This is a genomic window from Methylobacter sp. Wu1 (genome assembly GCF_036553575.1).
Taxonomy (GTDB): Bacteria; Pseudomonadota; Gammaproteobacteria; order Methylococcales; family Methylomonadaceae; genus Methylobacter.
On the sequence record NZ_JAZHOC010000066.1, the window covers coordinates 18,268 to 32,416 of the forward strand.

At 59.9% G+C, this 14,149-nt stretch carries 8 protein-coding genes; 2 read left to right on the top strand and 6 right to left on the bottom strand.

The window, feature by feature from the left end; all coding sequences use genetic code 11:
* The first annotated feature begins 190 nt into the window (after positions 1–190).
* Positions 191–2,035, top strand: coding sequence for a beta-glucuronidase (gene uidA, locus V2P20_RS14350; protein ID WP_331819463.1), 1,845 nt, complete (start codon positions 191–193; stop codon positions 2,033–2,035).
* A 24-nt stretch (positions 2,036–2,059) separates the two neighbouring features.
* On the opposite strand, the gene V2P20_RS14355 is transcribed toward uidA, so the two are convergent.
* The 4 genes from V2P20_RS14355 to V2P20_RS14370 are packed head-to-tail and all read right to left on the bottom strand — an operon-like array spanning position 2,060 to position 5,673.
* Positions 2,060–3,112 carry a prepilin-type N-terminal cleavage/methylation domain-containing protein gene (locus V2P20_RS14355; protein ID WP_331819465.1) on the bottom strand — a complete coding sequence of 351 codons (1,053 nt, stop codon included), beginning with the start codon at positions 3,110–3,112 and terminating at the stop codon, positions 2,060–2,062.
* A gap of 12 nt (positions 3,113–3,124) precedes the next feature.
* Positions 3,125–4,342 carry a PilX N-terminal domain-containing pilus assembly protein gene (locus V2P20_RS14360; protein WP_331819467.1) on the bottom strand — a complete coding sequence of 406 codons (1,218 nt, stop codon included), beginning with the start codon at positions 4,340–4,342 and terminating at the stop codon, positions 3,125–3,127.
* A 24-nt stretch (positions 4,343–4,366) separates the two neighbouring features.
* Positions 4,367–5,191: a prepilin-type N-terminal cleavage/methylation domain-containing protein gene (locus V2P20_RS14365; RefSeq protein WP_331819469.1), complete on the bottom strand. Its 825-nt coding sequence runs from the start codon at positions 5,189–5,191 to the stop codon at positions 4,367–4,369.
* Positions 5,182–5,673, bottom strand: coding sequence for a GspH/FimT family protein (locus V2P20_RS14370; RefSeq protein WP_194970402.1), 492 nt, complete (start codon positions 5,671–5,673; stop codon positions 5,182–5,184). Before V2P20_RS14370 ends, V2P20_RS14365 begins: the two co-directional genes overlap by 10 nt.
* 431 nt (positions 5,674–6,104) lie before the next feature.
* Here V2P20_RS14370 and V2P20_RS14375 point away from each other — a divergent pair, with 431 nt between their 5' ends.
* The gene (locus V2P20_RS14375; RefSeq protein WP_331819472.1) at positions 6,105–6,452 is read left to right on the top strand and encodes a hypothetical protein; all 348 of its coding nucleotides are present in this window, start codon (positions 6,105–6,107) and stop codon (positions 6,450–6,452) included.
* 149 nt (positions 6,453–6,601) lie between these two features.
* Here the strand turns inward: V2P20_RS14375 and V2P20_RS14380 are convergent, their stop codons facing one another.
* Positions 6,602–8,038, bottom strand: a complete 1,437-nt coding sequence (locus tag V2P20_RS14380) for an efflux transporter outer membrane subunit (protein ID WP_331819474.1) — start codon at positions 8,036–8,038, stop codon at positions 6,602–6,604.
* Positions 8,028–13,943, bottom strand: a complete 5,916-nt coding sequence (locus tag V2P20_RS14385) for an amino acid adenylation domain-containing protein (RefSeq protein ID WP_331819476.1) — start codon at positions 13,941–13,943, stop codon at positions 8,028–8,030. Before V2P20_RS14385 ends, V2P20_RS14380 begins: the two co-directional genes overlap by 11 nt.
* Between the last annotated feature and the right edge of the window lie 206 nt (positions 13,944–14,149).

Genomic DNA, 14,149 nt, shown 5'->3' on the forward strand with positions numbered 1-14,149 from the left:
GCGACTTTAGTCGCCTTGTATCTGAATGAGCGACCCAACAGTAGGCGCTTTAGGCGAAGTCGCCCCCACAGGTTTTAAAACCGCTTGTTTCGGCGATTGAACAGGCAAACTGCGTGACCTGCTGAGTTAACAAGCATACGATGACACCATCAAAACGCCATCCGGGCATGAAGCAAACTAAGGAGGCAAGATGAAAGAAGCACTTTCACACGGCAAAGACACCGACCATAAAAAAGCACACAAGCCCGCCATACCCGGAAGCGGCGGCTTGCTTTATCCGCAGCAGAATCCGCTGCGCAACGTACTGGATATTTCCGGGCTTTGGCAGTTCCAGCTCGATCCAAAGGAAGAAGGCGAAGCGCAGGCGTGGTTCAATGCCCTGCCCTCGCCGCGCATGATTCCGGTACCGTGCAGCTGGAACGATCTGTTCGATGATGCGCGGGATTACCTGGGCCTCGCCTGGTACCGGCATGAGGGATACGCCCCGTCCTCCTGGCGAGGGCAACGCGTGTTTCTGCGCGTTGGCTCGGCGAATTATGCGGCGAAGGTGTGGGTCAACGGCATTGCCGTTGCCGAACATTTCGGCGGACACCTGCCTTTCGCGGTCGAGATTACTGATCAATTGCTATGGGATCGAAAAAACATCATCGCCATCTCCATCGAGAACAGACAATTGCCTGAGCGCGTACCGCCAGGGCCTGCGGCAGCGGGCGCAGGGGCGTTCGGAAGCCTGCCCCCGTTCCCGGCGACGACGTACGATTTCTTCCCGTATGCCGGTTTGCACCGCCCTGTGCTGCTCTACTCTGTACCGGCTGAAGCGCACATCGATGACATCACGGTCGTTACGACGATTGACGGCAAGGACGGCATCGTCAAAGTCACGGTGTCCGCCGGCGGATATGCCGGCAAGGGAAAGCTGCAGTTGAACGATAGCGAAGCCGAACTGAACTTCCGTGCCGGATCGGCTGAAGCCATTTTGCGCGTGCCCTCGGCGCGGTTCTGGTGCCCAAAAGATCCGTACCTTTACCTTCTAACCATTACCCTCACCGAAGGAAACCAGGTCATCGACGCCTACTCGTTCGATATCGGCATCCGCACCATTGCGGTGTGCGGGGATCGGTTGTTGCTGAACGGGCAGCCGATCAAACTGACAGGGTTCGGCAAGCATGAGGATTTCCCGCTCAGCGGCCGCGGACAGAACCTGCCCATGTGGGTCCGGGACTACGAGCTGCTCAAGTGGACCGGCGCCAACTCGTACCGGACCTCGCATTATCCCTACGCGGAGGAGGCCATGATGCTGGCCGACCGGCTAGGCGTACTGGTGATCAACGAGATTCCCGCCGTCGGCCTGAATTTCGGGGATGGAGAAGCGCTGACCGCCAGGCGCCTTACACAATGCCGGCAGCAGCTGCGCGAGCTGATCATGCGCGACAAGAACCACCCGAGCACGATCATCTGGAGCGTGGCGAATGAGCCGGTGACAGGGTCGGCGCCCGGCATGTCAACGCAGGAAGCTGTCGCGGCAGGCACATCCTTCTTTCGCCAGCTCTACGGCGAGACGCACAGGCTCGACGGGACACGGCCCATCACGCTCGTCGGATTGCAAGGCGGGCCGACCGAGTGGCTCGGGCTGTTCGATATTGTCAGCATCAACCGCTACTATGGCTGGTACGCCATGCCGGGGCAGCTCGACCGGGCAAAGCAGGAGCTGGAACGCGAGCTGGATGCGCTGCACGAGTCGCTTGCCAAGCCCGTCATCATGACCGAGTTCGGCGCCGACACACTGCCCGGTGCGCACAATACACCGCCGGAGATGTGGACGGAGGAGTATCAGGTCGAACTCCTGAGACACTATCTCGATGCCGTGGCAGATCGGCCCTTTGTAGCCGGCATGCATGTGTGGGCTTTCGCCGATTTCAAGACCGGCCAGAACGTCATCCGCGCGGCCGCGATGAACTTCAAGGGCGTGTTCACCCGCGACCGGCGCCCCAAGATGGCTGCGCATTTCCTGCGTTCGAGGTGGTCAGAAAGCTGATGAGAATACCGTTACCGCGCTGTTCTATAGTTCTTTGATGGTGACATTATAATTTTTCTCATTCCCCGTTATTTTTATAGGCAGGGTGACGTTGGCTTTGACGCAGGCAAGATCAGGCGGCAGATTGAGCGGCTTCAGCAATGAGTCCAACTGGTTGACCAGTCCTGGCAGCGGGATATCGGATAGCGCCAGATTGACGCTTAAATCGATGGCTTTTCCGCCTACGTCCAGCGAGACAATCGCCGGGTCCAGATCCTGTAGGCTGCAAATGTACGTGCCTTTTTTCGCCGCCAGATCAAGTACGCTGTTAAGGGCGATGACGGTGCAGACAGCCAGCGGCTTGGTGCTAAGCTTAAATTGGCTCCCCAGGGTAAGCGACTGGGCGCTTTCAAAAGAGCCGGTGACAATCGCGGCTGTCACAAGGCCTGTGCAGGCACCGCCGGTAGGCGGGGAGGACGGTACGGGATCCGGTACCGGCTCCGTGACTGGATCCGGTATTGGTTCGGGTTCCGGATGAGGGTCGGAGGCTGGGTCCGGTATTGGTTCGGGTTCGGGTTCGGGTTCCGGCGCCGGTTCCGTTCCTGCTCCCGATCCTGACGTATACAATGCCAATGCCATGCCGGATTTCACCGGTTCGACGCCGGTGATGTACGAAGTCAACTGCACGGTTTGCTCGTCGCCTCGCGGGTCTGTCCAGATGACTTGGGCGTTGACTTGCTTGTAATTGGATTCATTGTCATCAATGCTGCCATTGCCGTTGCTGTCGCAAGAGGGGGACAAGTCGGCGCAGCTCGTGACGGTCCAGGTGCGGGTAAAGGTGCCGCTGGCGCCGGCGTGGGTATCGCTGCCTGACGCCATGCCCAGGTAAGCATCCCGATTGGAAAAACTGCGCAGTTCTTCGATTTTGTCTTGCGCCAGATTCAGGGCGTGGGTCTTCATGCGGCTGTCCCCGCTTTCCAGCATGGTGAGGCCTTGCAGCCGGGCTACGCCCAGCATCGCCACCGCGACGACCAAGGCCGCAATCAAGGCTTCCAACAAGCTGAAGCCCTGTTGCCCAGCCGGCTGTGTTCTTCTCATCGTGAGTCTCCTCTAAAAGTCTTTCCAGGTACCGGGGATGCGCGTCGCATCGTCCATGCCGGTATTGAATATGGTGTTCAGGTCGCCAGCGTCTTCATAATCCACCTCGATGAATTCCGAGTTGGCATTGGGTTTGTCAACGCTCCCCTCCCAGATGACCGAGCCGTATACGGTTGCGCCGCCCCAACCGTTAGAGGCGCAGTCGGTCGTCGACTCGAAATAGATGATGCCGTAAATCGTGACGCCGCCATTGAATTTCGGGCAGCCATTAGCACTGGGGACAATCAGCAGCACCGGCTGATTGGGAGCGCCTATCGTGGCGGAATCAACGCCCGTGCCGGTACAGTAACCGGCGATGTCGGCGCTATTGATCGGGCCTCCGTTGTCGATCACATAAATGGCGGGCGCTGACGTTGCAGGGCCGCAGGGAATATCGCTGGCATAAACGTGGCCCGCGGCGGTAGCCCGCTCGATGGCGTCTTCCAAGGGCATTTGGAACACGTAATTCCAGGCGCAATGCGTGCCGGGGCAGCCGGGAAACGTGCCGCGGTTAAAGGTCGTTGAAGCCCCCTCCTCGCCCGCATCCTTGATGCCGTTGCCATTGTCGTCATGCCAGGTGGTCACGTCCAGGTGGCCTTGCGGCAAGCAGGCGGAATCGGCGGCAGTGCCGCTGATCACCGCGTTATTGGCGCCGTTGAGCACAAAGGTATCGGGCGTGCCGGTGGCTGCGCTGGTAATGCAGCCGGCGATCACCCAGGGCGGCGGCATGTGCATGCCGACATCGAACAAGCCGACAGGCGTTTGCTTAACGAAGGTTTCCGAGGCGGCGGCAATGCTGCTGTCAGCGGCGCCCCGTGCGCTCGAGGTGACTTTGACCGAGTCGGCGCCTTTCGTGTAAGTCAGGGTATAGATATAGCTCTCCCCGGTCGATGAGCCGGTGACCGTCGTCAAGGCCGCAGGACACCCGGCCGGCAGTGAGCCAGAGGAACAGGTGACGGTAGCGGGAATGTTATTGTTTTGCGCCCAGGCCACCGCATACTCCAGCCCGGCCTCGGCCGCCTCCTGCGCTTCGCGGGCCCGCAGATCGTTGCCGGTCATTTTTTGTTCCATCAGGCCGGTGCGCGCGGTGGTCAGCGCGACAATGCCCATGATTAACGCCAGCACCAGCACCACCAGTAAGGTAGCGGCGCCTTGCTGGCGGGCTTTTAACTCGAAATGTGGAAATTTCATGATCAATTTTGCAGAACGGGACGGTTAAGGCAGCGCCGCCAGGTATTTGTCGTTGCGCACCCGCACCTGTTCGGTGATGGTTTGGGTGACGGCTTGGTCATCGCGCAAGCGGCCGGACAGCGAAATGGCGACGTCACCCACATACAGGCAGGCGGGATCGGGGCTGCCATCGCGCGTGCAGGTATTGCAGCTTTCGCCGCTATCGCACAGGTTATTGCCGTAATTGCCGGTTTTGCAGCCCGAATCCGCGGTGGCCGGGTCTTGATCATCGCCATCACGGCAGCCGTCGCCATCGGTATCGGTCATCATGCTGCTGACATTCAAGGCGGCGGTCGTTAAGGTGAAAGTCAGACCGGTAATTTCCACTTCCGCTTCGGTAATGGACTGCCAATTGCCGTCGTCGCAATCTTCGTTGGTGTCGCCGCTGCGGCGCATTTCCAGGTTGCCATTGTTCAGACGAAAGCCGGCACGTTCATTGCTGTCGACGACCGGCGGACTGTCGTTATCGCGGTTGTAGGCGTAAACCAGGCAGGCGCCGCCGTTATAAACGGTCAATTCGGTGCTGGCGCCGCCGGTCGTGGCATCAAAAAAAGGGTTGTTTTGCAGCGCGGCCAGATTAGCCGTGGGGTCAGAGGTCACGAACCCGGCCCGACGGATATCGCGTTCCATGAGGTCCATCATGGCCCGCATGTCCTGGTTCAGGCGGCTGAGCTTAATGTTGTCGGCCTGGCCTTTGAGCGAGGTGATGAAAACGCTGAGGCCGGCGGCAACCACAATCAAGCCGATCAGCATGCCGATCAGCAATTCGATCAGCGTGACGCCGGTTTGCCGTTTCTGGATTAGGGGCATGCTTCGTAGCCTCCCATTGAGCCGCAGATATGTACCCGTCCCAGAGGCCTGACGATAACGCCGGCGCTAAAATCAGAGGACGTGAGCATGACCGTGCCGTCATTAAGGGCGATGCCGCGTGTCGGGTCAAAAGTGGTATAGGCAACGTCGCCGGCAAAACTGGCTGTGGTCAGGGTTGTCGAGGCAAACTCGCTGCCGCTGACGGTCTTGAGCAGCGTGTTGCTGCCGGCGGGATCGGCATGCAAGGTATAACTCCATGTACTGCCGGTGGTGAAGGTGACTCTGACTGGCCTATTGCGCTTAATGGCCTCGGCCCGCGCCCAGCGCAGATCGGCCAACACGGCTTCCGCCGCGTGGGTGATGCGTTGCTTGTCGAGAGTGGTTCTGAATGAAGGCACGGCCAGCGCCGCCAGGATGGCAATGATGGCGATAACGATCATGAGCTCAAGCGCCGTGAAGCCCGAGAACTTTAATTTTTTCATAGGTCAATTTTTTGTTTTTATATTGACCTAAGCATGGACAAATATCGGTTTTTTGCCAGGGCACCTCAAGAAGTTCATGCACTCGTCGGCCTGAAAACGATCCATTAATTGGCGCCGATGGTGCGCCAGAGAGTTGCTGAAATCAGCGCTTATGTAGGGGCGAGTTCACTTGTGCCCCTTGCGGGTATTCGCCTAGAGCGCCTACTGTTGGTAGGCGAAGTCGCCCCCACACTGTTGCTGGTCAAAATTCAGGGAAATTATTTCTCGCCTTATCCTCAGTCCGTTCCTCTGCCCTGGCGCTGGAGCCAGGGCAATCGCGCTATATCTTTTTTCCGAAGATCAGTGCGACGCGACTACGGTCCAAACGCCGGACGGGATATTCATCCCGTCCGTAACGTTCGGGCATGTTCCAAAAAGGCAGGCTTGCCAGTTTGTCCAGAACGTTTCAAACCGATTTCATGGCTTCGGTAAAACGTTCGGACGGGTTTAAAAACCCGTCCGGCGGAAGTTTCAACATAGCGCGACTGCCGCTGGAGCGCCTTCAACTTGACAAAGCGCACAGTATTCCGCCGGAGATGTGGATGGAGGAATATCAGGTCGAATTCCTGAGACACTATCTCGATGCCGTGACGAATCGGCCTTTTGTAGCCGGCATGCACGTGTGGGCTTTCGCCGTTTTTAAGACCGGCCAGAACGTCATCCGCGACCGGCGCCCCAAGACGGCTGCGCATTTCCTGAGATCGCGGCAGATGAAAAATGATGGAAAGGCAATGGATTGATAGGTGGCGCGGTGGAAATCCGTTTCCACCAGATGATGTTCCTTAGCTCCCGCACCAAAACTGATTTTCAGGCCGCTGTGGTTTGCCTTGATATTTTCCTGGCTGAGAGCCAAGGCCTGACGACAATCGGCAACAGTCAGGCCATTCGCTTATGATGTTCCCTGTGCGATTTCCTCTGACGCCGATGCTGAATTCGCGCCGCCTCCCAGCGCCTTGTAAAAGGCGATCAGATTCGTGGAAGTCTCCGCTTCGGAGCGGGCCAGCTCGATTTCGGCGGCGTAGAGGGCGCGCTGGGCATCCAGCACGTCCAAAAAGGTAATGACCCCTTCCTTATAACGCAGCTGCGACAACCGAACGGATTCGCGCTGGTCCGCCACGGCGCGGGCCAGGGTTTGCCGCCGCACTTCCTCCTTCAAATAGCGAGTCAGAGTAGTTTCGGTCTCGCTCAGCGCTTCGAGCACCGTCTTTTCGTAGATCAGATAGGCTTCCTGCTGCTGCGCCTTGGTCAGATCGATGCCGGCCTGGATGCGGCCGAAATTGAGCAGCGGCTGCAGCAAATTGGCAGCCGTGCTGTAGGAAAAGGCCGCTGACTTGAACAGGGTTTCAACGTCGGTGCTGCGCAGCCCCAAAAAGGCTGACAGCGAGATTTTCGGGAACAGTTCGGCGATGGCCGCGCCCTGCAGGGCGGTCGCGGCCGCGAGCCGGCGCTCGGCGACGTGAACGTCAGGCCGCCAGCGAATGGTTTCGGCGGGCGAAGTCAGCAGCTTCTGCGCCGACGCAACCGGCAGTGCGGCGGTTGCCTGCAACTCGCCGTCCAGCGTGCCGGGCTGCCTGCCGATCAGCACTTCCAGCTGCCTGAGTGTGGCCGTCACCCCGGCTTCCAGCGTGGGCAGCTGCGCCTCGGTGTTCTCGGCCTGGGCGCGCGCCCTGACCACGTCATGCCGCGTGCCGACGCCTTCATTGAACAGTCTTTCGGTCAGCTTCAGCGTATGCCGCTGCGCGTCCAGGTTCGAGCGCGTGATCCGCAGTTGGTTCTGCAGGTTGCGGTATTCCACGTAAGAGCGCGCCAGTTCGGCCGTGAGCGTCACCAGCGCCTGGGCGTGCTCCTCCTCCGCCGCTTCCAGATCGGCGCTGGCTGCCTCCAGCTGACGCTGCAGGCGCCCGAACAAGTCGACTTCCCACAAAGCATCGAAACCCAGCTCGAATATATTGAAACGGACGCCGCGCGCGTAGATGGGAGAGAGGTTCTGGTGACGCTGGCCGCCCGCTTTTATGCCAATCTGCGGAAACAGCTCCGCCCGGACCGAGCGCCGGTCGGCGCGGGCCTGATCGATGCGCGTCAGTGCCATCTTGAGGTCCAGATTGTCGGTCAGCGCCAGTTCCATCAGCCGGTCAAGCTGGGGATCGCCGAAGCTCTTCCACCAGGTTCTCAGTTTTTCCGAGGTTGTGAATTTCAGATTCGGGCCGGTGTCCTTTTCGGCCTGCCAATGACCCGGTACGGCGAGCGAAGGCGGCCGGTAATCGGGTCCCATGGTGCATCCGGCCAGACTGCACAGCAGCAATAAATAGCCGGCCTTAAGCGCCATAGTAGTGCCCTTCCGGATGTTCCGGACCTAAACGGCATCCAGGCTTCAGTTCTTTCAGCCATTTCGAGCAATAAGGCTCGGCGACGACGGTGTAATGCCCGCCGCCGGCATGGATGATCCTGACCTCGTCGTAGTAGGCGTTCCAGCAATCCGGCTCCAGCCAGCGCTCGCTCTCCTCGGCGATGATCAGCGTCGGCCGGTGCGGCAGCTTGCCGTGCGGATAGCGGTAATCGACGGCCAGCGACGTCTCGACCACATGCCACAGATCCAGAAAATAGTCGGCGGCAATGCCCATCGCCGCGTGCAGCAGCTTTGCCAGTTCGGTTTTCCAGAGCGGATAAGGCTTGTCTTCCAGAATGGCTGTGATGAACGCTTCCTGGCCGGTAGGATCGATGCCGGCATTTTCAAGAATCATCCTGCAAAAGGCGATGACCGAGAGTTTGTCCATTTGCTTCGGCCAGCTGGCGACGCCGCTGTCTATCAGCACCACGTCTTCGACCACAATCCCGGTGTCCTGCAACTGCTTGAGCATTTCGTAAACCACGGTCCCGCCGTAGCTGTGGGCATAAAGCCTGATTGCGCCGCGCGGCTTGATGCTTCTGATCTGCTCGATGTTGTGAGCGGCCATTTCCTCTACCGATCCGGCCGGCGCGCTGCCGGCGTAGCCTTTCATCTGCAGGCCGTACACCGGACCGCAATCGCCGATTCGCGCCGCCAGCTGATGGTAGCCATCGCTTAATCCCGGCATGCCCGGAATGATGAAGGTCGGAATGCTGTCGCGCAACGTGACCACATAAGGCGAGCCTGCCGGTTTGCTGTCGGCGTTGCCGATGCGGTCGGCCAGTTCCCGCACGGTCGGGCATTGGATGATGTCGGCAATGCCGATCCGCGAAGACGGCAGCTGTTGATTGATTTTGTTCGCCAACTGTATCGACAGCAGGGAGTGGCCGCCGAGTTCGAAAAAGTTGTCGTTGAGCCCGACGCGCGCAAGCCCCAGCACGTCTTCCCAGATGCCGGCCAGCTGCCGTTCGACCGGCGTTTGCGGCGCGGCATAGTGTTCGCCGGCGTCGAATTCCACCGGCGCCTGTTCCAGCTGCTTGCGGTCGATTTTGCCGTTGGCGGTCAGCGGCAGCGTGTCCAGACGGACGAATGCGGCCGGCACCATATAATCGGGCAGGCGGCGGCGCAGTTGCTCGCGCAGTCCGTCGGCGTCGATGCCTTCCAAATCGGCCGAGTAATAGGCCACCAGGCGTTCGCCGCCGGAATGGGGCCTTGCGACTATCGCGGCGGCGCTTTTCACGCCTGGCAGCGAAGTCAACACGTTTTCGATCTCGCCCAGCTCGACCCGGAAACCGCGAATTTTGACCTGATGGTCGGTTCTGCCGACATAGGCAACGGTGCCGTCCGGCAGCCAGCGCGCCAGATCGCCGGTTTTGTACAGCTTGCCGGGCGCGTAAGGGTTGTCGATAAACTTTTCGGCGGTCAGTTCCGGATTGTTCAGATAGCCCAGTGCCAGCCCCTCGCCGGCGATATGCAGCTCGCCCGCCACGCCTATCGGCAGCAGCTCGAGGTATCTGCCCAGCACATACAGGCGGGTGTTGGCGATCGGCTTGCCGATGGTCAGGCGCTGCCCGTCGCCAAGCTCGGCGATCGCGGCATTGACGGTGTATTCGGTCGGGCCGTAGGCATTGAATATCCGGACGCCGCGGTCCTGCACGGCTTGCAGCGTCGCCTCCGGCAAAGCCTCGCCGCCGAAGGAGATCAGGCGCAGCTGGCTGAACATCCGCGCTTGCCGCTCCGGCTCCAACGCGGCGATCACGCCGTAGAACTGCGGCGGGAGATTGAGTATCGTGACGCCGTTGTCGACGACGACCCGATAGAAATTGTCCACTTCGATATCGGCGTCCTGGCGGATCACGACGCCGGCGCCGGTCAGCAGGTAGGGGAAGATTTCCTCCACCGACATGTCGAAGCTCAACGAGGCGAACTGCAAGATCCTGTCCTGCCCGGTAATGTCGTATTTTACGGTCATCGCATAGCAAAGATTCACCAGCGACCGGTGAGCGATCGCCACGCCTTTCGGGTTGCCGGTGCTGCCGGATGTATAGATCACATAAGCCGGATGCTGCGGACCGGCCTCGCGGCGCAGTTCGGTGTTACGGGATACCTGGTCGGTCCAGGCGGGATCGTCCACGGCCACGGTCCGGCAGCCGCAGTCAGCCAATAAGCCGGACAGCCGCGGCTGCAAATGGGATTGGGTCAGCAAAAGGCTCACGCCGCCGTCGGTCAGCATGTAGCGGATTCTGTCCTCGCCGTTATGCGGATCGATGGGCAGGTAAGCGGCGCCGGCGCCCAGCACGCCCAGCACCGCAACGATCATGTCCGCCGATCGGTCCATGCATACCGCGACCAGCCGATCCGGCCCCATGCCTTGGGCCTGAAGATAGATCGCCAGGCGCCGGCTGCGTTCCGCCAGGGCGCCGTAGGAGATTTGCCGGCCGGAAAAAATCAGGGCCATGCTGTCCGGCGTTTGTGCAGCTCGGGCTTCGAACAACTCGTGAACGCAGTGCTCTTTGGGAAATTCCTCGGCGGTATCGTTGAAGCCGTCCAGCAACAGGCTTATCTCCTGCTCCGGCAGGCAGTCGTATTCGTCGATGCGCCTGCCGGGATCTTCGACGATAGCCGCTATCAGCGTTTCCAGATAGCCGAGGTGGCGGCGGATCGTGGCGGCGTCGAACAGATTGCGCTGGTATTTCAGGTGCAGTTCCACCTTGTCGCGGAAGTCATAGACTTCCAGCATGTAGCTGTCCATCGTTTCCTGATACACGTCGTAGCTCAGCTCGACGTCGCCCAGCCGCTCTTCGGCCCCGAGTATGCCGTCGAAGATGTTCTGGTAGGTAAACGACACCGAAAACGGCACTTCGCTCGGGTTGAGCAGCGTGAGCCTCAGCTCGCGCATTAACCGGATAAACGGGTAATTGGCGTGATCGAGTGCTTCGGCAAGGTTTGCGCCAATCTGTTTCACCAGTTGCAGAAAAGTATCGTCCGGGCGGACTTGGTTTCTGACGATCATCAGGTTGATGTAGCAGCCGACCGTATTTTCATGGCGCTGCAAGGGCCTGCCGGCCACCGGCATGTTCACGGCGATATCATCTTCCGCGCTCAGCCGGTGGATCAGGATATTGAAGACGCCCAGCAATAACGCCGACAGGTTCTGGTTCAGCATGGAGCCGAGGTATTTCAGCGCGGACAGTGTTGCGCTGTTCAGCGTCAGCGTCTCGCAGCCCAGCCCTAAGTCGGGCAGATCGGGTTGCGGCAGGGTATCGTAAGGCATGGCGATGGTTGCCGGCACGCCAGCCAGGCGGTTTTTCCACCAGGCCAGATCGTCTTCGGCCCGCTTGCAGCTCAGATAGGCGCGCTCCCAGGCGATGAAGTCGAAAAAGACTATGTCGGGCGCTTGCGCGGCCGGCTGGCCGCCGGCGGCCAGGACCTGATATTTGCCCCAGAACTCGTTGGCGAACAGCATGCCGGAAAACCCGTCGATGACGATATGGTGTATGACGAAGAACGCATAGTAGCGCTGGTCCGCCTGACATTCCACCGTATAAAGCCGCAGCGGCGGATCGGTTTTCAGATTGAACGGCTGCTGCAGCAACCGGCGCAAAAACGGCGCCGTCTGTTCGCTTTCCGGCAGGCTCAGATGCTCGATGACAAGGTTGTCGGCGGCGCTCCCCACCCTCTGGACGATGTCTTCGCCCGCTGCATCCTTTTGGCATTCAAAGCGGCAGCGCAGCAGCGGGCGCTCTTCCAGCACCGCGAGCAGAGCCGTCCGCAGACAGCCAGGGTCCGCCGGGGCTTTGAGCCGGAAAATCAGCGGGACGTTGAAGCCGGTAGACTCGGGAAAGGTTTCCTGGATATACCACAGGCCTTTCTGGGTTTCCGACAAGGGTTGCGGCACCGTCGGTACGCTGGCCGCCGCTTGCGGCATTTCAGGCGCAATAGTGTCCGGACTGCGCGTTTGCCGCGCCAGCATATCGAAAAATTCGCCGAAATTTTTGGCGCCCATCGCCTGGGCAACCTTGATGTTCAAGCCCAGCCGTTCGTTCAGGCGCTTGATGAATTGCACCACCTGGATCGAATCGAAGCCGTAATGGACGGGCGATAGCGAACGGTCGATGGCCGACAGGTCCTTGCCGAACACCTCGGCGACCAGACTCGCCAGCGCCGCCTCTGTATCGTCGTTCAAAGCGGCGGCTTGCATTGCCCGAGCGTTAGCCGCACTTGCTGATGGCTGAGTAAAAGCGGCGCCGGCATCGGCCGCCTGCTGTCCGCAATATTCTTCCAGCACAATGTGCGCATTGACGCCGCCGATCGCGTAACTGTTGAGCGCTACCCGGCGTGGTGAGGCCCCGTTTTGCCAATGGGTGGACTGGCTTTGCAGAACCAGGGCATGATCGGCCGGCAATTCGCGATTGAGCTCTCCGAGCCCGGCTATGCCCGGTATGGCCTGATGCTCCAGGGCCTTGACGGCCTTGATCAGCGAAGCCATGCCCGATGCGACTTCCGGATGGCCGATGCTGGGCTTGATGCTGCTGACGAACCAGTTTTTGCCGGGATTCGCGCTCAACAGCTGATAAGCGTCGCTGATGGCGGTCAGTTCCAGGGCATCGGCCAGCGTATTGCCGATGCCGTGGGCTTCCACATAATCTATCGTATCGGTGCCGACGCCGGTCTGGGCGATGCTGGCTGTTATGGCGTGCCTTAGCCCCTGCACGTTGGGGGCTTCCAGCGAATAGCCGCGGCCGCCGTGGTGCACGGCGCTGCCCTTGATGATCGCCAGAATCCGGTTGCCGTCCGCCAGCGCCTGGTCCAGCGGTTTGAGCAGGGCGACGCCGGCGCCTTCGCTGCGGACGAAGCCGTCGGCTTCCTCACTGAAACTGCGCGTCCGGTTGCGGCTGCTCAGGAGTTGATCGTAAAGGCCATGCATGGCCATGGACGCGAATTCGTCGGCATCTATGAGGTTGATGGCGCCTACGATGGCCTGTTCGCATTCGCCGGAGCGGATGCTTTGCACGGCGCGGTGCAGCGCGACATGGACGCTGGTGCAAAAGGTATTGATGACTTCGCTGGGTCCTTTCAAGTCGAATTGAAAGGATAGCTGGTTGGCGATGGGAACCCGATAGGGCTGGCCGCCGTTATCGCTGCAACCCAGGCGATCGACGAACGATTGGGCGGCTATGAAAACGCCGGTCATGGGCTCCGAGAGCATCCGCCCGGTAATTTCGTATTCGTTCTGCAGTTGCGCAATGAGCCGGCTCAGAAGTTGCAGTTGGCGGTCGGCAAGGTCGCTGGTTCCGGCGTCTTCGGACGGACTGCTTTCGCCGATGCGGCCGTATCCGAACGCGGCTGCCGGCGCGTATGGGTCCGGCTGCAGGCATTCGCCGGCCATAACTTTTTCCCATAGCGATTCCGTGTTATCGGCACCGGGAAACAATCCGGCCAGTCCGACAATGGCTATCGGCTGCATCCGACCAACGGACAGCGGGTCGCTGCCGATGCGCGGCTGCGCAGCCAAGGCGGCGTCCGGGGTTTCTTCGGGCGACATCGGCTCTAGCGGCAATATCTCGTCGATCAGATAATCGACCAGCAAATCCATCCTGGGATGGTCGAATAACAAGGTCGTGCGCAGCGAACAAGCCAGATTCGATTCCAGTTTGGACTTGAATCCCACCGCTTGCAGAGAATCCGTGCCCAGTTCGATAAAGCTTTGATTGGGTGTGATGTCTTCCGCACTGTCCATGCCGATAAAATTCGCCAGTAACTCGCGAATATAGGCGTTCAATATCGGCTTTCTTTGGGCTGGCTGGGCTTGTTGTAACGTAGTAATGATCGGGCTGGGATTCATAACGGTTGCTGATTTATTGAACTGAAAAACTAAGGCATTGAAGGAGCATAGGCTGTCGAAACCGCGCAAACGAACGAGGCCTGCGCGCAGCCGGAGGACCGAATGTTTTATCGCAGTTGCGGTGCAGGCGGCCGTCCTTCGACGAGCTCAGGACAAGCTCAGGACGAATGCGCCGCCGCAACAACAACCGTCGCCCGTTTTCCGCT

Excerpts from the sequence above, each read along its gene's own strand:
- V2P20_RS14355 (WP_331819465.1), bottom strand. The coding sequence starts at position 3,112 with ATGAGAAGAACACAGCCGGCTGGGCAACAGGGCTTCAGCTTGTTGGAA.
- V2P20_RS14360 (WP_331819467.1), bottom strand. The coding sequence starts at position 4,342 with ATGAAATTTCCACATTTCGAGTTAAAAGCCCGCCAGCAAGGCGCCGCT.
- V2P20_RS14365 (WP_331819469.1), bottom strand. The coding sequence starts at position 5,191 with ATGCCCCTAATCCAGAAACGGCAAACCGGCGTCACGCTGATCGAATTG.
- V2P20_RS14380 (WP_331819474.1), bottom strand. The coding sequence starts at position 8,038 with ATGGCGCTTAAGGCCGGCTATTTATTGCTGCTGTGCAGTCTGGCCGGA.
- V2P20_RS14370 (WP_194970402.1), bottom strand. The coding sequence starts at position 5,673 with ATGAAAAAATTAAAGTTCTCGGGCTTCACGGCGCTTGAGCTCATGATC.
- V2P20_RS14385 (WP_331819476.1), bottom strand. The coding sequence starts at position 13,943 with ATGAATCCCAGCCCGATCATTACTACGTTACAACAAGCCCAGCCAGCC.
- uidA (WP_331819463.1), top strand. The coding sequence starts at position 191 with ATGAAAGAAGCACTTTCACACGGCAAAGACACCGACCATAAAAAAGCA.